This is a genomic window from Marinobacter sp. SS8-8 (assembly GCF_030540945.1).
Lineage (GTDB): Bacteria > Pseudomonadota > Gammaproteobacteria > Pseudomonadales > Oleiphilaceae > Marinobacter.
This window is the reverse complement of the sequence record NZ_JASSVN010000031.1, coordinates 1-18,376: the sequence shown is the minus strand read 5'-3', so window position 1 is coordinate 18,376 and position 18,376 is coordinate 1. Positions and strand designations below refer to the sequence as shown.

Below are 18,376 nucleotides of genomic sequence, written 5' to 3'. Positions count from 1 at the left end.
CGAGGGGGCCCTGATCTTCTGTCGTGTGCGCAGTCTTCTGTCCACGGCGCGGAAACAGAACCTGGGTGCCTCCGAGGTATTGACGCAGCTGTTTACCGGGCGTGAGCCGGCTTTTATGTCGTCACCGGAACGGGGCTAACAGGACTTTTTACGGGGAGGCAGCTGAATAGTTACAACCATATTTCATAAAACATCCAGGAGAAATCATGTCCGAGGTCGTTAGCTACAACCGGGAAGGCAGCATCGGCGTTATTACCGTGAATTACCCGCCGGTGAACGCCCTCGGCCAGGCTGTCCGCTCTGGTCTGCTCGCAGCCCTGGAGCAAGGCCAGAAAGACGCAGGCGCCAAGGCGCTGCTGCTGGTGTGTGAAGGGCGCACCTTTATCGCCGGTGCCGATATCCGGGAATTCGGCAAGCCAATGCAGCAGCCGACCCTGCCGGTGCTGGTGAATAGGTTTGAAAACAGTGACAAACCGCTGGTTGCGGCGATCCAAGGCACTGCCTTGGGCGGTGGTCTGGAAACCGCTCTGAGTTGCCATTACCGGGTTGCGGTCAGCAGTGCCAAGGTGGGACTGCCAGAAGTGAAGCTGGGGCTGCTGCCCGGTGCGGGCGGTACCCAGCGGCTGCCGCGCCTGACTGGCGCCAGGAAGGCACTGGAAATGATCACCACGGGCGAATTCGTTGGTGCCAGGGATGCGCTGGCGCTGGGCATTCTGGATGCAGTGGACGATGGCGGTGATATCCGCACTGTAGGCATGGCCTATGCCCAGAAAGTGGTCGATGAAGGCAAACCGGTGCGTCGGGTTCGGGACATTACCGACAAAATTGAAACGGATAAGGGCAGCGATATCTTTGACCAGTTCCGTGAAGACCTGAAAAAGCGGGCCCGGGGCCTGTTCTCCCCGTTCAAGTGCGTGGATGCCGTGGAAGCCGCCTTCAACCTGCCCTTCGATAAAGGCATGAAGCGCGAGCGGGAACTGTTCATGGAATGCATGGAATCGCCCCAGCGCGCGGGTCTGATCCATTCGTTCTTTGGTGAGCGTGAGGTCTCCAAGGTCAAGGGGCTGGCCAAGGACACCCCGGTTCGTGATGTGAACAGCGTGGGCATCATCGGTGCCGGCACCATGGGCGGCGGTATCGCCATGAACTTCGTGAACGTGGGCATTCCGGTCACCATCGTGGAAGTAAAACAGGAGGCGCTGGACAAGGGCCTGGCCATTATCCGCCGCAACTACGAGAACTCCGCGAAGAAGGGCAAGCTGACCCAGGAACAGGTGGAGCAGCGCATGGCCCTGATCACCCCGAGCCTGACCTACGATGATTTCCGGTATGTTGATCTGGTGATCGAGGCTGTGTTCGAGAACATGGCCATCAAGAAGGAAATCTTTGCCAGACTGGATGAAATCTGCAAGCCCGGCGCGATCCTGGCGTCCAACACGTCGACCCTGGATATCGACGAGATTGCCTCTGCCACCAAGCGCCCCGAAGATGTGGTCGGTATGCACTTCTTCAGCCCCGCCAACGTCATGAGGCTGTTGGAGAACGTGCGCGGCAGCAAGACCTCCGATGAGGTCAAAGCCACCGTGATGGCGGTTGCCAAGAAGGTCAGGAAGGTCGGAGTCATGGTGGGCAACTGCTATGGTTTTGTCGGCAACCGGATGCTGCACAAGCGCGGCATCGAGGCCATGTCACTGGTGGACGAGGGGGCAACCCCGCAGCAGGTGGACAAGGTACTAACCGGTCTGGGTTTGCCGATGGGCCAGTTTGCAATGTCCGATCTGGCCGGGATTGATGTGGGTTACCGTATCCGGCAAGAGCGGCGCAAGGCGGGCGAGGACATTCGGGCCAGCTGGATGGACAAGCTCGCGGAGCAGGGCCGTCTTGGCCAGAAGACCCAGGCGGGTGTCTATAAATACGAGGAAGGCAGCCGCAAGCCGATTCCGGACCCCGAAGTGGAGCAACTGATCGAGGAGTTCCGTAAGGAGCAGGGCATTACTCCGCGCGAAATCAGTGACCAGGAAATCCTGGAGCGCTGCATGTACGTGATGATCAATGAGGGGGCCAAGATTCTGGAGGAGGGCATCGCCGACCGGCCCATCGACATCGACATCGTATGGATTTACGGCTACGGCTTCCCGGCCTACCGCGGCGGCCCCATGTTCTGGGCCGACCAGGAGGGTCTGGGCACCATTCTCTGTGCGGTGAAGAAATACCGGGATACCGTCGGTGGTGAGCAGTGGGCGCCGGCGACATTGCTGGAGAAGCTGGTCAGCGAGGGCAGGAAATTCGGTGATCTTTGATTTGAACACGGGGTCATGAACAGGGGGTCAGATGAAAGCTTTCATCTGACCCCACTTTCTACTTGAGCTGGTTACCCGGATCTACCCTATTGAGGCGGCCGCCCAGGCTTTCGATGATATGGTGGCAGGTAAGAACGGCCGGGGCGTAATCGTATTTGAGTAAGGGGAAGAATATGAGAGAACTGAGCAAGAACTACATCAACGGCCAGTGGGTTTCCTGGACCGGAGAGATGATCGATGTTCACGAAGCTGGCACCGGTGAGGTCATTGCCAGGGTGCCCGCCTCCGGCCGGGATGAAATGGCGCAGGCCATCGCGGCAGCCGACGCGGCCTTTGGCAACTGGTCCGAGAGCACGCTTGAACAGCGCCTGAAGGTGTTGGAACAACTGCACGCGGGCCTGAAAGAGCGCGCGCCGGAAATTGCCGAAACCGTCTGCCGGGAAGTGGGTATGCCTATCAAGCTCGCCACACCCATACAGGCCGGCATGCCGGCTGCGGTGACCAACACCTACCTGAAACTGCTGCCGGACTTCCCGTTTACCGAACAGTCCGGCAATTCCGAAGTGCAGTATGCGCCGGTGGGCGTGGTTGGTTGCATTACGCCCTGGAACTACCCGTTGCATCAGGTGATCCTGAAGATTGTGCCGGCTATCGCGGCCGGCTGCACGGTGGTGCTCAAGCCTTCGGAAATTGCGCCCCAGACCGCTTATATTCTGGCCGAGATTCTGGACGGCACCGACCTGCCCAAGGGCGTGTTCAACATGGTGTGCGGCCTTGGCCAGACCGTCGGCGACACCCTGATCAAGCATCCGGATGTGCGCATGGTGTCCTTCACCGGTTCCACCCGTACTGGTCACCTGATTGCCCACGCCGCCGCAGACGACTTCAAGCGTTATGCGCTTGAGATGGGCGGCAAATCGGCGTCGGTTATCCTCCCGGATGCAGACCTGGCCGGGGCGGTCAAAGGCACGATCAATAACTGCCTGCTGAACTCCGGCCAGACCTGCACCGCACTCACCCGCATGCTGGTTCCGGCGGGCAAGCACGACGAGGCTTGTGAACTGGCCGCTGCTGCTGTGGCGAAAATGACGCCCGGCAACCCGCTGGAAGAAACTACCCGTCTCGGCCCGCTGGCCTCCGCCCAGCAGCGTGACAAGGTGATTGATTACATAAAACTGGGCATCGAAGAAGGTGCCACACTGATTACCGGTGGCCCGGAGGCACCGGAAGGGTGTGATAAAGGATACTTCGTGAAGGCCACGGTGTTCGGCAACGTGCAACCGGACAGCCGCATCGCCCAGGAGGAAATCTTCGGCCCGGTGTTGTGCGTGATTCCCTACAAGGATGAAGCGGACGCCATCAGAATCGCCAACGGCACCCAGTACGGTCTCTCCGGTGCAGTCTGGTCCGCCGATGATGACAAGGCGAGGAAAATCGCCGGCAAACTGCGCACCGGCCAGGTTTTCGTTAACGGTGGAGCGTTTAACCCGCTGGCGCCGTTCGGCGGCTTCGGGCATTCTGGCATCGGCCGCGAATTTGGCAAGTGGGGGCTGAAAGAATTCCTGGAAGTCCGGTCGCTGCAGCTGTAGTACGAACATGGGGTCAGATGAACGCTTTCATCTGACCCCGCCTTCACGACCAGCTCCCGACGTCAGGCCTTCCCTCCAAGCAAAATCCGCACCGCCGTACAGGCATCCTCCAGCTCCGCATTCCTCGGCTCACGCCCGCCGATGATGTCGCTGTACAGACAGGATTCCGCCAGCCGCACCATGAAGTAGGACAGGCTGTAAATGTTCATTGGCGGCTTGATGTGGCCGGAGGCCACCTGCTCCTTCAGCATCCGGGTATTGGTCTCGACCGTTCGGGTGTGCAGGATCGATTGGGACGATGTCAGGATTTTGAGGGCGTATTCCGGATCCTGGTTGATGAAACGCCGAAGCGGCTCAAAGTGCAGGATGGTCGAGTTGGTGCGGCGGTAAACGCCGACGATAAAATCCACCCCTTTGCCTGGCGTATTGGCAATCGCCTCCAGCCGCAGAGGATCGTAGAGGGACCAGAGAACCTCTCCGATCAGCAGGTCCTTGTTGCCGACCCAACGAAACAGGGTGGCCCGGCCGATTCCCAGGTCATCAGACAGAGACGCCAGGTGGATGCGCTCACCCTTGAGCCACATGCGCCGCGCCCGCCTGAACGCGTCGGCGGGTGTTGCCCTGCTTATGGTTTTGTCTGCCACTGAAACCTCGTGCCGGAATTTCGATTCATTCTAACGACTAAACATAAAGGCCGCTATCCAGGCCCGGAAACGGGGCTGTGATGGTTTTGTGAACTTTTCAGCCTACACTCCCCTTTGAATCGCAGTAAAAGCCACCGGTGGTTACAACGGGCGCGAAGATCATGACAAGAACCGTACTGATTATTGAGGACAACCCCGGCATCGGTGAGCTGGTCCGCATGCAGGTATCGGACCTGGGTATGAAGGCGGTCCTGATGGATCGGGGCGACACCGGTCTGGAGTGTTTCCGTGAGGGCGGCATCGATCTGGTGATTCTGGATCTGATGCTGCCCGGGCTGGATGGTCTGGCGGTGTGCCGGGAGATCCGGGCTGAAGGTGGCTACGTGCCGGTGCTGATGTTGACGGCCAAGAGTACCGAGCTGGACCGTGTTCTGGGGCTTGAAATGGGGGCGGATGATTACCTTACCAAGCCGTTCAGCGTGGCTGAGCTGTCGGCCCGCATCAAGGCACTCTTTCGGCGTGTGGACGCCCTTTCCTCCCATCGCGCTTCCGACAATGACGCCCGGGAAATCGAAGTCGACGGATTGCGTATCGACCCTGTCCGCAGACGGGTCTTTATGCAGGCGGTGGAAGTGGAACTCACCGCCCGGGAGTTCGATCTGCTCTGGCACTTTGCCAGCCATCGGGGCCGGGTGTTCAGCCGGGCGCAACTGCTGGATGCGGTCTGGGGCTACAACCACGAAGGCTACGAGCATACCGTGAATACCCATATCAACCGCCTGCGCAACAAGATTGAAACTGATCCCGCCGCCCCCCGGTATGTGCAGACCGTTTGGGGCGTTGGGTACCGGTTCATGGATTAATCATGGCTCTGTCGGTGTTCCGAACGCTCTATGCCCGGCTGGCCATTGGCCTGTTCCTTCTGCTGTTGGTGGTGGGGGGGCTGTTTACCTTCCTGAGCCTGGCCTCGGTCCGGGAGTATTCCGCGGCGGTGAGCCATCAGCTCAATCGCGATCTGGCCCGTAACCTGGTGTCAGATCGCAACCTGGTTACCGACGGCAAGCTCAACCGGGATGCCCTCAGGCAGTTGTTCGAACTGTACATGACCATCAATCCAAGCATTGAGATTTACCTGTTGGACAGGGATGGGCAGATCCTTTCCTATTCCGCCGACCCGGACAAGATCAAGCGTAACCGGGTTTCCCTGGAACCGATCCGGACCCTTTTGGAAAATCCGGAGGCCTACCCGCTGCCCGGTGACGACCCCCGCAGCCATGACCGGCACAAGGTGTTCTCGGTAACGCCTGTCCCTTCCGCAGAGGATCCCACCGGCTACCTGTATGTGGTGCTTCGGGGAGAGGAATACGATCTGGCCGAAAGCATGGTGCACAGCGACCGGTTACTGCAGATGGGGGCCGGAGCTCTGGCGGTGAGCCTGGTTGTCGGACTGCTTGCGGGCCTGGTGTTTTTCCGCCTGCTGACCCGTCGGTTGTCCCGACTGACCGAGCGGGTTGAGGCCTTTGAGAGCGGCATGTCTCCTGAACGAACGCCCGCAGTCGACGGTAAAGGCGACGATATCGATTACCTGACCGCCAGGTTTGACCAGATGGCGGGGCGCATTGCCGCGCAACTGGACCAGTTGAAAGACAAGGACGCCCAGCGCCGCCAACTGGTAGCCCAGGTGTCTCACGACCTGCGCACCCCCCTGGCGTCGATCCAGGGCTACATTGAGGCGTTACGCCTTAAGCAGGATACCCTGAGTGGCGATGAGCGCGCCCGGTTTCTCGATGTGGCACTGGCGGAAACTCACCGGCTCGGACGCCTGGTGGAAGAACTGTTTGAGCTGGCAGCCCTGGATGCCCGGGAAAAGCAGCCCACACCCGAGCCGTTCGTGGTTGCCGAACTGCTGCACGATGTGGTGCAGAAACACCGGCCCGAAGCCGAACACGCCGGCGTGTCCCTGTCCATTGTCGAGGTTGCTCCTGTGCGGGTTCTGGCCGACATCGCCATGACCGAGCGGGTACTGGATAACCTGATAGGAAATGCCATCAACCATTCGCCCAGGGCCAGCGAGATCACCCTTGGCGTCGCCGCCGGGGAGCATGGCGCGGAGATTACCGTGGCTGATGCCGGCCCCGGTATTGACGCGGCCGATATGGATCACCTGTTCGAACCTTTCTATCAGGCCCCTGGCTCCTCTCGCATCGGCCACGCCGGGCTCGGCCTGGCCATTGCCCAGCGGATGGTATCCCTGCAGCAGGGCCGGCTCTCGGTCCGCAGTGACACCGGCGCTGTTTTCTCTGTCTGGCTTCCGCTGGCGGATGAGCCAGAGGGTGCCGCCGGTAAATAATCCACGATGTTATGGATTCGTGACAACTACCGAACGCTTTCGTGAATCCGGGGCGGTACGCTGTCGGCATGGAATCACGTAGAGGAGAGTTATCATGAAACGCACGATTACGGGTATGTTGGCCGCCTTGGCGCTGGTGTCTTTCGGTGGCCTGTTTGCGGCTTACGCGACCGCTGACAAGCAGGATCGCAAAGACACAGAATTCGCACCGGATGATCCCGGGCTGGCGGTGGCCACCTTTGCCGGCGGCTGTTTCTGGTGTGTCGAGGCCGGTTACGAAAAGATCCCCGGCGTGGTCGAGGCGGTCTCGGGTTACGCCGGTGGCGATGAACAGAATCCCACCTACCAGCAGGTCTCGTCTGGCCGCACTGGCCACACCGAAGCAGTCCAGGTGTATTACGACCCGGAGAAAATGACCTACGAAGGTCTGCTGGCCGGGCTGTGGCGGATGATGAATCCGACCGACATCAAGGGTCAGTTTGTGGACCGGGGTCGGCAGTACCGCCCGGCGATCTTCTACCACAACGATGAGCAGAAGCGCCTGGCGGAGGCGGCCAGGCAGGCGCTTGAGGCATCAGGTATCTACGACAACCCGGTGCTGATTGAAATTGTGCCGTTGAAAACCTTTTATCCGGCAGAGAAGTACCACCAGGACTATTACAAGAAAAATCCGATTCGCTATAACTTCTACACCTTCAATTCAGGCCGTTATCAGTTTATCGAGAAGGTGTATGGTGAAGACTACGAACTGGACTTTTCCCGATTCAGGCCGGCAGCCATGGCGACCGGCGAGGCGGACCCGGGCTTTGATCGCCAGAGCTTTGTGAAGCCTGATCAGAAAACCCTGAAACAGCGGCTGACCGATAGGCAGTATGAGGTCACCCAGGAAGACGGCACCGAACCGGCATTCAATAACCCGTACTGGGACAACAAGCGGGCGGGCCTGTATGTGGATATTGTCTCAGGTGAGCCCCTGTTCTCCTCCCGGGACAAATACACATCCGGCACCGGCTGGCCCAGCTTTACCCGTCCCATCACGCCGGATGCGGTGGTTGAGCGGGATGACAGCTCATTCTTCACGAGCCGGACGGAAATTCGCAGCCGCTACGCGGACTCCCACCTGGGCCATGTGTTCAACGATGGCCCGGCCCCCACGGGACTGCGCTATTGCATGAATTCCGCTGCCATGAAGTTCATTCCCCTGGAGGACATGGCTTCGGCGGGTTATGGCGAATGGATCAACGAGGTCCAACCCAAGGCCGATATGGCCAGTCAGTAGCCGGGCCGGACGCCCAGGCGGCGGGATTGGGGCATCTGGGAAGGTTGGATTGGCGCAGCGTAATCCGACAATAAGGCTACAGCCAGAGATCGCCAATCGCCGTTTGCCGGCTGAAGTGATGTAACACCTGGGCCTGCAACAACTCCGCCGTGGCAATGGCATCGATCAGCGCGTTGTGGGCCGCGTAATGGGGCAGCCCATAACGCAGCCTGCTGTCCGCTAACCTGATCGATACCGGACTTTTCCCCAGGAATCGCTGCCACATGGTAGGTTGGCGGTTCGGGTGCAGGTGGGCCTCAATGGCCATGGTGTCGAGGACCGGAAAGCGGATGCCTTCACCAAGCCGCCACTTCAGCGCCACATCCAGGAACGGTCGTTCGATATTCCGGTAGTGGACAACAGGGACACGGCCACTCAGGCAGGCAAACAGATCCTCAAGAATGTCTTCCAGATCCGGTGCCTTGTCGATATCGCTGTGGGTGATGCCGTGGATGGCAATGGAGGTCTGGTGCAGGGGCAGTTTCGGGCGCACGATCCAGTGCCTGGCCTCGGCCAACCGGATCCCGTCCAGCGTGAAGGGCACCAGACCGATACTGACAATCGAGTTCTGGTTGGCATCGAGGCCTGTGGTCTCAAAGTCGACAGCCACCAACGGAACCTCTGACAGCGGCGTATCGGGCGATACGCATCCGCTCTCGTAAAAAGCTTTCAGAAGCGGTGACTTACTCTGGTCGGCCATGGCCTGATACTGCTCCGGCCATGGCAGGCTGGTGAGGGAGTGTTCAGCCCGCGAGTCATCAGACATTGCGGGTCACCTGGGTGTTGTACCGGAATTTCAGGAATTTCTGGGCATTACTGACCACCTGGAAGGCATCCTTGAGGTGGCTGCGCTCAAAGGGTGACAGGTCTTCCGGCCGGACATTGTTGTCCGGCTCCCGCCCCGCCTCGATGGCCAGGGCCTGGTGCCGGATCCGGACAATCGAAATGAATTCCAGGGCGTCCCGAAGGTTGCCGAGATCATCGTCCAGCAGCAGCTTGGTATTGCCGATGACTTTCAGCCGCTCGAAGGAATTCTGGGCCCGGGAGCCGCAGGCCAGAGCGTGGACCCGGATCAGATCCGACAGCGGGGCGGTGCCCCGGCGTTTGAGGTTGAAGGTTTTCTGCTGTTTGCCGTCTTCTTCCAGCACAAAGGTGCGGAAAAAGCCGATGGGCGGTGTCCGGTTCAGGGCGTTGCGGGCCAGGAATGACAGGAACCGCGGGCTGTTGCTGGCTTTGTCGGCCACCAGGGTTTTCAACTGCTCGGCAAATTCGGTCTGGCCATAGATGCCATCCAGATCGAAGAAGATGTTGCTGTTGAGCAAGGCCTGGGCCTTCGGGTTGTCAATCCAGTCGGCGAAGTAGCCTTTCCAGACCCGCAGCGGCTGCCGCCACTTCTGGTTGGTGGCCATGATATCGCCGGTGCAGTAGGTGTATCCGCATTCGGCCAGTCCGTCACTGACAAATTTCGCCAGCGCCAGGAAATACTCATCGTGCTGTTCGGGAATAAACCTGTCGTCCAGGATCATGGCGTTGTCCTGGTCCGTCACTACCAGCTGCTCATCTCGGGCCATGGAACCCAGGGCCATGAAGCAGTAGGGAACCGGGGGTGGGCCGAGCTTTTCCTCGCCCAGCTCAAGCAGCCTCTGGGTAAAGCTGCGCCCGATTCCGGCCATGGCACTGCCGATCATGTGGGAATTGGCGTCTTCGTTCACCATCCGGACGAAACTGTCGCGCACATCCCGGCTGACCTTCTTCAGGCCTTTAACATCCTGCTGGTGGTAGATATTGCTGACCAGGTAAAGGCTGCTCTGGCTCTCGTATTTCACAATGTCGGAGAGGGCGATCACGCCCCGCACCTCGTCCCGATCCATCACCGGAAGGTGGTGCACATTGTTGTGAAGCATGGTGAGCATGGCTTCGAAGATGAAGGCGTTCGAGCGGATGGTGATCAGGTCCTCCGACATGATGTCACTGATGGGTGTCTCCGAGGGCAGGGCTTCGCTGAGCGCACGGGTACGCAGATCCCGGTCGGTAATGATGCCCCTGAGCACCGGTTTGCCGTCTTTCTCATCCATTAACAGCAAGGCGGAAACGCCGTTGTCCGTCATGATCCGGGCGGCTTCCTGGAGCCGCACCGTGCAGGGCGCCGAGATCGGCTCCCGGGATACCAGCCTGATGACCCTGGAAGTCATCAGTTCGTTGGACTTTTCCCGCCGGGAGAGGGCGGATCGCAGGCGGCTGCGGTCCTCAATTTCCACGAAATCGGCAAAATTTTCGTCGTTTTCCCACAGGTAATGGAAGGTTTCACCGGGGATCTTGTAAATCAGCGTGTCTTCCAGAGCCTTCGCCGGAAACCGCACCTTCTTGCGCATCAGCAGGCCAAACTGGCCGAAAACCTCTCCCTCACCGATCCGGTTATACAGCTCGCCGGAGCGGCGATAGATCTCCACAGCCCCGCTACGCACATAGCAAAGCCAGGCGTTCTGCTCACCGAACCCCAGGATCTGGGTGCCCGCCTTGAAATACACCACCTCAATGCTGCCCACAACCCTGTCGAGCAGTTCCTCGGCCATCTCGTCAAACGGCGGGTACTGCGCCATGTGATTGCGGATGTCGATGAGTTCGGCCTGCATAAAACTCCCTGTTTTCGCGGGGGAAATTGGTTGTCAGATAGGGAATATAGCAGCGGGAACCCTTAGCGGCCATGTAGACCCTTGATAGATCTCATTGACCGCTTTAGTCGGTGTTGTTAGCCTTGCCCCTACTTTTTCAGGTGTCCGTCGCACAGCGCGACGGGTGAAACGGGAAATCGGTGAGCCTGGCAACGCCAGCGCAAGTCCGATGCTGCCCCCGCAACGGTAAGCAGGATAACGGCAATCTGATGCGCCACTGTGTCGTGATGGCATGGGAAGGTGATTGCCCGGGAACCTCGGTTCCGCCTGCCAGCCCGGAGACCGGCCTGGAAAAACACCCGATGTTGCGGTGGGCGACCTGGGTGGGTGATAATCCGGTTCCGCTTTCCCGCCACCCGATGACCACCTGCCCCCTGCTTTCCTGTTCCGCAGCAAAAACCTGATCTCCGTGCGGGCGAGCACGGATTGCGGAGCAAAAAAATAATGTCTGTGAGATGTTCCTTGCCTGTCCTGGTGGCAGCAGCGTCAATGTTAACCCAGCCCGCCCTTGCGTTGGGCCAGAATGCCACCGAAGCCCTTGATCCGATCATCGTCACGGCAACCCTTGGCCCGAAAACAGTGGGTGAAAGTCTGTCGTCGGTGACGGTTATCGAAAAAGACGACATCCGTCGCCAGCAGCCCGCCGAATTCCGGGATCTGCTGGACGCCCAGCCAGGCGTCAATGTGGTTTCCGATGGCAGCTATGGCAAAACCACCAGCGTATTCCTGCGCGGTGCCGGCAGCTCCGGTACGATTCTGCTGCTGGACGGTATTCGCCTGCGCTCAGCCACCGCCGGCATCCCGCCCTGGCAGTTTCTGCCGCCGGAACTGATGGAGCGGGTCGAACTGGTACGCGGTGCGAAAAGTTCCCTGTATGGGGCTGATGCGGTGGGCGGTGTCATCCAGGCTTTTACCCTTGAGCCAGAAGCGGGCCGCCAGGGCTGGGCGGAACTGTCCGGTGGCTCCTACGAGACGCTTGAAACCACGGCCGGCGTGGCCGCGAGGGAGGGGCAGTCGGCGTTTCTGGCCGGCGGGGTTTATTCCGATACCGAGGGCACTAACTTGCGGGCCGGTGGCGAGGATAAGGGGTTTCGCAATGCCGGAGGGCTGGCAAAAGTCAGTCACGAGTTTGGCCAGGGCGGCGGTGTCGGGCTGACGGTGTTCCAGTCCGAGGGCAATACCGAATTCGAGGGGGGTGACACCGACTTCCTGGTCCGTGCCATGGGACTTTACCTGGAGGCCGTGGCCAGTGACTACTGGCGCACCCGTATCCAGTTCTCTGAATCCCGGGACGAACAGGAGACGTTCGGTTCCTACCCCAGCGTGTTCAACACGCTGTACCGGTCGGCGCGCTGGGAAAACACCCTGACCGCCGGTGTGCATGAATTCGTCATCGGCTCGGAAGTAATAATGGACGAGGTTGAGGGCACCAGCCAGTTCACCGAGGACAGCCGCACCAACAGCGCGGTCTTTGGCCAGGCCCGCCTCAACTACGAGGCCACCGACCTGTTGCTCAGTGCCCGCCTGGACGACAACGAAGCCTACGGCAAGGAGGAAACCGGCGGTATTGCCCTGGGGCACCAGTTCGACCGGACTCACCGCCTGCGCCTGAGTTACGCCACCTCGTTCCGGGCACCCACCTTCAACGATCTGTATCTGACTGTGCCCTTTTACACCGGTAACCCCAACCTTAAACCGGAAGAAGGCCAGATGGTGGAAGCCGGCGTGTCCGGACGCTACGATCAATGGTTCTGGGATATCGCGGTGTACCAGAACGACGTGGCGGACCTGATTACCTTTGTGTCGGATCCGGTCACCTTCGAGGGCACGGTCGAGAACGTCGAATCTGCCCGTATTCGTGGTGTTGAGTTGTCTTCCGGTTTTGAAACCGGGAACTGGGACGTGAATGCGGCATTGACCTGGGCTGACAGCGAGAACCGTGATACCGGCACACGCCTGCCCCGCCGGGCCGAAAAGAATCTGCGTCTGGATGTTGATCGCCTGTTTGAACAGTGGTTCGTGGGGGCCAGCTTTATCACTGAAAGCAACCGCTATAACGATGCCGCCAACAACAGCCTGTTGCCTGGCTACGGCACCGTGGATGTAAGAGCGGCCTGGAACTTTCTTCCGGGCTGGTCAGCCAGTTTCAAGGTGGATAACCTGCTGGACCGCCGCTATGCCACCAGTCGGGGCAATGACAGTGTAACCTTTGAGCCTTTTGACTATCTGGCGGCTGGCCGGACCTACATGGCCTCGGTACGCTATGATTTTCGCTAGTAGTGCCTCTCACTGACCAGTGATGTAATCCCATGATCCAAAAAGGGTTTGCCCTGTTGCTAGCGTTTTGTGCGCTGATGCCGGTAGAGGTATCGGCTCAGCCGCCTTGCCTGAGGGATGCCCTGAAGCGTGAGGTCTGCCTGGCGGCACCGGCGAGGCGAATTGTGTCGCTCTCCCCCGGTGCCACCGAGCTACTGTTCTCCGCCGGTGCTGGAGGCAGCGTGGTTGCCGTTAGTGCCTGGAGCGATTTCCCGGCTGAAGCTGTGGCGTTACCCCAGGTGGGCGACAGCAACCGGCTGGATCTGGAGGCGATCATGTCGCTGGCACCGGATCTGGTAGTGGCCTGGGTGGATGGCAATTCCCGGAGTCAGTTGGAGCGGGTGGCGGACCTTGGCATCCCGGTATTCTGGCTCGCCCCGCGAACGTTCGAGGATATTGCCAGTGCAGTTGGAAATCTTGCTCTGCTAACTGGCCAACCCGGCAAAGGAAAAGCACGCGCGGAGGTTTTTCTTCAAGGAATCGCCAGTCTTGAGTCCAGGTATGCCAGCGCACAGCCGGTCCGGGTGTTCTACCAGATCTGGGACCAACCGCTGATGACCGTGAACCGGGAGGAGCTGATCAGCAAGGCAATTGATCTGTGCGGGGGCGTTAATGTTTTCGGAGATTTGCCGAGGCTGGTGCCCCAAATCAGCCGTGAAGCGGTGCTGGCAGCCAACCCGGATGTCATTGTTACGGCCGGGCAGGCTGGCAGTAAGCAGTGGCTGGAGGATTGGCAGCGATTCCACGGCCTTACCGCGGTGTCGGCCGGTAACCTGTTTCTGGAGCCGCCTGATCTTCTGGCGCGGCCAACGCTGCGCATGGTGGAAGGTGCCAGACACCTGTGCCAGACCCTGGAGCAGGCCCGTGCCAATCTCTAGCCCCCTGAAACCCATGCTGGTCCTGGTACTGGCAAGCCTGGTGGCGGGCTTTTTGTCGGTCAGCATTGGCAGCAGCGCCATCGGTATTGAGGATACCTTGCGGGTGCTGGCCGGCAGCGGCAGTGAACTGCAGCAAACCCTGATTCTTGATCTGAGGTTGCCCCGTACCCTGAGCGCGTTCGCCACCGGCGGCTTGCTGGCGGTTGCAGGAGCGTTGATGCAGGTACTGCTGCGCAATCCGCTTGCAGACCCCTATGTGCTTGGATTATCCGGGGGTGCTGCCGTTGGTGCCTTGCTGGCCATGCTGGCCGGGGTTGCCGGTTTTCTGGTGTCTGGTTCGGCCTTTGCCGGAGCCATGCTGGCGACTCTGCTGGTTTTCGGGCTGGCACATGGCAGCGGGAGCTGGACCCCCTCCCGGCTTCTGCTCACCGGTGTGGTGGTGGCTGCTGGCTGGGGTGCTGTCATTACCCTGATCCTGTCCATGACACCGGCCAGCCGTTTGCCGGGCATGTTGTACTGGCTGATGGGGGACCTTTCCCATGCGACCACGCCCGGGCCCGGTCTGGTTATTCTGGTTCTGGTCTGCCTGCTGGTGTTTCCACTCGGGCGGGCACTGAATGTTCTGGCCCGGGGCTCATTGCAGGCCGCGGCCCTGGGGGTGTCGGTCCGGCCTCTGGAGTGGCTTATCTATCTGATGGCCAGCCTGCTGACGGCGACCGCCGTGACCATGGCCGGGGCTGTTGGTTTTGTCGGCCTGGTGGTGCCCCATATGCTCCGGCTGGCGTTGGGCAATGATCAGCGACTGATTCTGCCAGCCTGTGCCCTGGCGGGTGGTACTCTGCTGGTTCTGGCGGACACTTTGGCCCGGGTGGTGATCGCGCCGGAACAGTTGCCGGTGGGAGTGATCACGGCGCTGATTGGGGTGCCGACCTTCCTGTACCTGCTCTACCGGAGTCGATAATGGCAATAATATTGACTACCGAAGAGTTGATCATCGACATTCCCGGACGTGCCCCGGGTGTGCCCCTGAATCTGTCCTTGCAGCCGGGCCAGGTCTGGGGCGTTCTTGGCCCCAATGGTGTGGGTAAAACCACACTGCTGCATACACTGGCGGGTCTCCGGGAACCCCGCAACGGCCAACTCTTTCTGGATGGCAAACCGCTGACGGAAATTCGGCGCAAACTTGTCTCGCAACAGATGGGGCTGGTATTCCAGGACCGGCAGGACGGCTTTCCGGCCACGGTGCTGGAAACCGCCCTGATCGGGCGCCATCCCTGGTTGTCACCCTGGCAGTTGGAACGTGGTGAAGACCTGGCGATTGCAGAGCAGGCACTGGAAGCGCTTGATGTGATGCATCTGAGGGGCCGGCTGGTCAACACGCTTTCCGGGGGCGAGCGGCAGCGTGTGGCCATTGCCACGCTGATGACCCAGGCGCCGGGAATCTGGCTGCTGGACGAGCCCAGCAATCATCTGGACCTGCAGCACCAGACCTCGGTGATGAAGCTGCTGCGCAATCAGGCAGTATCCGGCCGGGCGGTATTCATGTGCCTGCACGACCTGAATCTGGCCGCCCGCTGGTGTGACCAGATCCTGCTGATGTTTCCTGACGGCCAGGCCTGCTGGGGACCGGCCCGGGATATGCTGGTCGCCTCGGCGCTGGAAAAGCTGTTTAGCCAGCGCCTGCTTTCTGCCGAACTGGATGGCTTTCCGGTGTTTGTTCCCGGCTAATGCGAAAAGCTCCCTCAAACATCCAGCGGGCTGCCGATACCACGTTCGTGAGTTCCAACAACATGGGTATATATCTGTGTTGTGGAAATATCATTGTGGCCCAGCAACTCCTGAATACTGCGAATGTCTGTGCCCCTTTTTAACAAGTTGGTAGCGAAGCTGTGGCGGAAGGTATGGCAACTGGCTTTCTTGCGAATGCCCACAGTCTTCAAGGCCTCATTCACCGAGCGGCGAACCTGCTGCTCGCCGATATGATGGCGACGGCGAACCCCTGAACGTGGGTCAATCGACAGCTTCTTTGCCGGAAAAACATATTGCCAGGCAGGGCTGCGGGAGGCACCCGGGTACTTCTTTGTCAACGCGTTGGGCATATAGACCTCACCGAAACCATCATCCAGATCTTGCCGGTGAAGTGCGAGAGCAAGTTCAACCTGGGCTTTCAGATTTTCACGGATCAATCCTGGCAAGATTGTACGCCGCCATTTATCGCCCTTGGTCTCACGCAGAAACAAACACGGCTCGGAAAAATCCACATCCTGAACCCTGAGCCGCACCGCCTCCATCACTCGCAAGCCGGAACCATACATCAGGCTGGCCACCAGCTTGTGGGTGCCATGCATGTGGGATAGTACCGACATTGCTTCCTCATGACTGAAGACGGTAGGCAGCTTTCGCCCCCGGGACGTGTTGGTGAACTGCAAGTCGCCCAGCTCTCTGCCTAGAAACTGGTGATACATGAAAACCACCGCGTTCAGCGCGGTTTTCTGCGTGTTAACCGCGACATTGCGATTATTCGCAAGATGGCTGAGCCACGCATTAACTTCCATTGCCCCCATGGATTCCGGATGGCGCTTGTTATGGAAACGGATGAATTCGCGCACCCAGTTGCAGTAGGTTTTTTCGGTACGGTAAGCCAGGTGGCGAGCGCGAATGAACGCCCGGAACCGATCCATAAAACGAATGGGAACGGCAGGTAGCGGGACAGGAATGTCGTCCATGAGTACGAGTCCTTTATAATGCTGTACGTATGTACAGTCTATGTCGAATTAAGGATGCTGGCAACTGGAAAATGGTCGTTGCGACCATGAACCCGGCGGAATCAGAAAGAACTCATAAATTCCTTTTTGAATCAGTGGTATGCCCTGGTGTCATTGGGCGAGGATAGTAGTCTTACTGATCATTTTTGTTTGGAAAACGAGAAGGAAAAGTGATGGGAAGTTATTGACCTGAAGGGATTTTCTGCCTATTTTGGAGAAATATTCGGAATGAGATATGAGTCGCTGAGAAAACGGTCGCGGTGACGTATATACAAATGTTAAAGGCCTGGCTGTCGTGTTCTTGGGCGCGGTGTTTGGGCGCGGTTTGGCAGCAGTTTTCGGGCAGAACACAGCCGCCGGTCTGGCAATTGTTTTGGCCGGTAATTCGGTGCTCAGGTCGCGGGGCAATCCGGCGCATTCATTGGTCAGCTTCCGTCCATTTGGTGTTCTGGTTCCTGGCGCCATGGGTCAGCCTGGTGCAAGGTGTCGGGAGTGGGCATTCGACTTTGGGTGCCCAAATAAGTAATCGGGTGAGCGGCCCTTAACCAGTCGGTCAACCGGACGCCAAAAGCGTGGCGCTTTTGGTTCCCTCCGCTGCGCTCCGGCGCCGGTTACCTCAGCGTTAAAGGCCTGGCTCCAGTGTTCTTGGGTTTGGTGTTTGGCTGCTATTTCAGCGGTTGCCGGCAGGCAGAACACAGCCCTCAGTCTGGCAATTGTTTTGGCCGGTAATTCGGTGCTCAGGTCGCGGGACAATCCGGCGCATTCATTGGTCAGCTTCCGTCCATTTGGTGTTCTGATTCCTGGCGCCATGGGTCAGCCTGGTGCAAGGTGTCGGGAGTGGGCATTCGACTTTGGGTGCCCAAATAAGTAATCGGGTGAACGGCCCTTAACCAGGCGCATCAATACGCGGCCTGCGGCCGCCGGACGCCCTTGTCAGGGCGCCGTTGTGCGCGGCGTTAAATGTATGGCTGGTCACACTCGGGAGGTACAGAATGGATAGGGAATCTCTTGTAAAGAGCTTGCGCGATTGGCAGAACCATCTAGAGATGAAGGTTGGTGCTACTGGAATCGCCCTGGCGGTAGGCTGCGCCAGCATACCTAATGATTATCTGGCACTATTTTTTGTTGTGGTTGCACTATATACCTGCTTTAAAGCTATCGATTTGGGTGCGCACCAATTCCCAGAGGATTTGCTGGAACTTAGGACGAAATTATGTAAGACGAAGCGTGAAGTGGTCGAGCACGACTATGCCGAGCTTCAACTGCAGAAAATGAAAACGCCACTTCTGTACATGGGAATTCTGAGCTTGCTGATGGTGGCTACAAAGAACTATGTTTCAATATTATCAATCATTTAACCAGTCAATTAAGTGCGTTCCGGCCTGCGGCCTCCACCGGACGCCCCTGTTGGGCCGCCGCTTATTTCAGCGTTAAAGGCCTGGCTGTCGTGTTCTTGGGCGCGGTGTTTGGGCGCGGTTTGGCAGCAGTTTTCGGGCAGAACACAGCCGCCGGTCTGGCAATTGTTTTGGCCGGTAATTCGGTGC

General features: G+C 59.1%; 14 protein-coding genes and 1 riboswitch. Of the genes, 10 read left to right on the top strand and 4 right to left on the bottom strand.

All coding sequences use genetic code 11. From position 1 onward, the window contains the following. Positions 1 to 206: 206 nt before the first annotated feature. On the top strand, positions 207 to 2,300 hold the full coding sequence (locus QPL96_RS18695; RefSeq protein ID WP_303288801.1) for a 3-hydroxyacyl-CoA dehydrogenase NAD-binding domain-containing protein: 2,094 nt from the start codon (positions 207 to 209) through the stop codon (positions 2,298 to 2,300). 173 nt (positions 2,301 to 2,473) lie between these two features. Next, positions 2,474 to 3,889 carry an aldehyde dehydrogenase family protein gene (locus tag QPL96_RS18690; RefSeq protein WP_303288800.1) on the top strand — a complete coding sequence of 472 codons (1,416 nt, stop codon included), beginning with the start codon at positions 2,474 to 2,476 and terminating at the stop codon, positions 3,887 to 3,889. Between the two features lie 62 nt (positions 3,890 to 3,951). Here the strand turns inward: QPL96_RS18690 and QPL96_RS18685 are convergent, their stop codons facing one another. Next, positions 3,952 to 4,533, bottom strand: a complete 582-nt coding sequence (locus QPL96_RS18685) for a QsdR family transcriptional regulator (protein ID WP_303288799.1) — start codon at positions 4,531 to 4,533, stop codon at positions 3,952 to 3,954. Between the two features lie 161 nt (positions 4,534 to 4,694). Here QPL96_RS18685 and QPL96_RS18680 point away from each other — a divergent pair, with 161 nt between their 5' ends. From QPL96_RS18680 to msrB, 3 genes are all read left to right on the top strand, one after another. After that, complete coding sequence (locus QPL96_RS18680) at positions 4,695 to 5,396, top strand: response regulator transcription factor (protein WP_303288798.1); 702 nt, start codon at positions 4,695 to 4,697, stop codon at positions 5,394 to 5,396. A gap of 2 nt (positions 5,397 to 5,398) precedes the next feature. Continuing rightward, positions 5,399 to 6,883: an ATP-binding protein gene (locus tag QPL96_RS18675; protein WP_303288797.1), complete on the top strand. Its 1,485-nt coding sequence runs from the start codon at positions 5,399 to 5,401 to the stop codon at positions 6,881 to 6,883. 94 nt (positions 6,884 to 6,977) lie between these two features. Next, positions 6,978 to 8,162 carry a peptide-methionine (R)-S-oxide reductase MsrB gene (gene msrB, locus QPL96_RS18670; protein WP_117619148.1) on the top strand — a complete coding sequence of 395 codons (1,185 nt, stop codon included), beginning with the start codon at positions 6,978 to 6,980 and terminating at the stop codon, positions 8,160 to 8,162. 76 nt (positions 8,163 to 8,238) lie between these two features. Here msrB and QPL96_RS18665 read toward each other — a convergent pair whose 3' ends face one another. Beyond that, complete coding sequence (locus tag QPL96_RS18665; RefSeq protein WP_303288796.1) at positions 8,239 to 8,967, bottom strand: 3'-5' exonuclease; 729 nt, start codon at positions 8,965 to 8,967, stop codon at positions 8,239 to 8,241. Further along, a complete protein-coding gene (locus QPL96_RS18660; protein ID WP_303288795.1) occupies positions 8,960 to 10,834 on the bottom strand; it encodes a DUF294 nucleotidyltransferase-like domain-containing protein in 1,875 nt (624 codons plus the stop codon). Before QPL96_RS18660 ends, QPL96_RS18665 begins: the two co-directional genes overlap by 8 nt. 121 nt (positions 10,835 to 10,955) lie before the next feature. Then, positions 10,956 to 11,179: riboswitch (cobalamin riboswitch) on the top strand. 183 nt (positions 11,180 to 11,362) lie between these two features. Between QPL96_RS18660 and QPL96_RS18655 the strand changes: the two genes are divergently transcribed. Genes QPL96_RS18655 through QPL96_RS18640 form a run of 4 tightly spaced genes read left to right on the top strand, consistent with a single transcriptional unit; the run spans position 11,363 to position 15,795 of the window. Further along, entirely contained in the window at positions 11,363 to 13,150 is a 1,788-nt protein-coding gene (locus tag QPL96_RS18655; RefSeq protein WP_303288794.1) for a TonB-dependent receptor, read from the top strand. Positions 13,151 to 13,182: 32 nt separating this feature from the next. Then, on the top strand, positions 13,183 to 14,067 hold the full coding sequence (locus QPL96_RS18650; RefSeq protein WP_303288793.1) for a cobalamin-binding protein: 885 nt from the start codon (positions 13,183 to 13,185) through the stop codon (positions 14,065 to 14,067). A 13-nt stretch (positions 14,068 to 14,080) separates the two neighbouring features. Beyond that, positions 14,081 to 15,028, top strand: a complete 948-nt coding sequence (locus QPL96_RS18645; RefSeq protein ID WP_339754793.1) for an iron ABC transporter permease — start codon at positions 14,081 to 14,083, stop codon at positions 15,026 to 15,028. After that, positions 15,028 to 15,795, top strand: a complete 768-nt coding sequence (locus QPL96_RS18640; protein WP_303288791.1) for an ABC transporter ATP-binding protein — start codon at positions 15,028 to 15,030, stop codon at positions 15,793 to 15,795. The genes QPL96_RS18645 and QPL96_RS18640 overlap by 1 nt, the downstream gene beginning before the upstream one ends. A gap of 14 nt (positions 15,796 to 15,809) precedes the next feature. Here QPL96_RS18640 and QPL96_RS18635 read toward each other — a convergent pair whose 3' ends face one another. Then, positions 15,810 to 16,793 carry an integron integrase gene (locus QPL96_RS18635; RefSeq protein ID WP_303288790.1) on the bottom strand — a complete coding sequence of 328 codons (984 nt, stop codon included), beginning with the start codon at positions 16,791 to 16,793 and terminating at the stop codon, positions 15,810 to 15,812. Between the two features lie 1,031 nt (positions 16,794 to 17,824). Between QPL96_RS18635 and QPL96_RS18630 the strand changes: the two genes are divergently transcribed. Continuing rightward, entirely contained in the window at positions 17,825 to 18,190 is a 366-nt protein-coding gene (locus tag QPL96_RS18630) for a hypothetical protein (RefSeq protein ID WP_303288789.1), read from the top strand. Positions 18,191 to 18,376: the final 186 nt, after the last annotated feature.

What these genes read in the sequence shown, in the direction of transcription:
- QPL96_RS18695 (WP_303288801.1), top strand. Translation starts at nt 207, where the DNA reads ATGTCCGAGGTCGTTAGCTACAACCGGGAAGGCAGCATCGGCGTTATT.
- QPL96_RS18690 (WP_303288800.1), top strand. Translation starts at nt 2,474, where the DNA reads ATGAGAGAACTGAGCAAGAACTACATCAACGGCCAGTGGGTTTCCTGG.
- QPL96_RS18680 (WP_303288798.1), top strand. Translation starts at nt 4,695, where the DNA reads ATGACAAGAACCGTACTGATTATTGAGGACAACCCCGGCATCGGTGAG.
- QPL96_RS18675 (WP_303288797.1), top strand. Translation starts at nt 5,399, where the DNA reads ATGGCTCTGTCGGTGTTCCGAACGCTCTATGCCCGGCTGGCCATTGGC.
- msrB (WP_117619148.1), top strand. Translation starts at nt 6,978, where the DNA reads ATGAAACGCACGATTACGGGTATGTTGGCCGCCTTGGCGCTGGTGTCT.
- QPL96_RS18665 (WP_303288796.1), bottom strand. Translation starts at nt 8,967, where the DNA reads ATGTCTGATGACTCGCGGGCTGAACACTCCCTCACCAGCCTGCCATGG.
- QPL96_RS18660 (WP_303288795.1), bottom strand. Translation starts at nt 10,834, where the DNA reads ATGCAGGCCGAACTCATCGACATCCGCAATCACATGGCGCAGTACCCG.
- QPL96_RS18655 (WP_303288794.1), top strand. Translation starts at nt 11,363, where the DNA reads ATGTTAACCCAGCCCGCCCTTGCGTTGGGCCAGAATGCCACCGAAGCC.
- QPL96_RS18650 (WP_303288793.1), top strand. Translation starts at nt 13,183, where the DNA reads ATGATCCAAAAAGGGTTTGCCCTGTTGCTAGCGTTTTGTGCGCTGATG.
- QPL96_RS18645 (WP_339754793.1), top strand. Translation starts at nt 14,081, where the DNA reads ATGCTGGTCCTGGTACTGGCAAGCCTGGTGGCGGGCTTTTTGTCGGTC.
- QPL96_RS18640 (WP_303288791.1), top strand. Translation starts at nt 15,028, where the DNA reads ATGGCAATAATATTGACTACCGAAGAGTTGATCATCGACATTCCCGGA.
- QPL96_RS18635 (WP_303288790.1), bottom strand. Translation starts at nt 16,793, where the DNA reads ATGGACGACATTCCTGTCCCGCTACCTGCCGTTCCCATTCGTTTTATG.
- QPL96_RS18630 (WP_303288789.1), top strand. Translation starts at nt 17,825, where the DNA reads ATGGATAGGGAATCTCTTGTAAAGAGCTTGCGCGATTGGCAGAACCAT.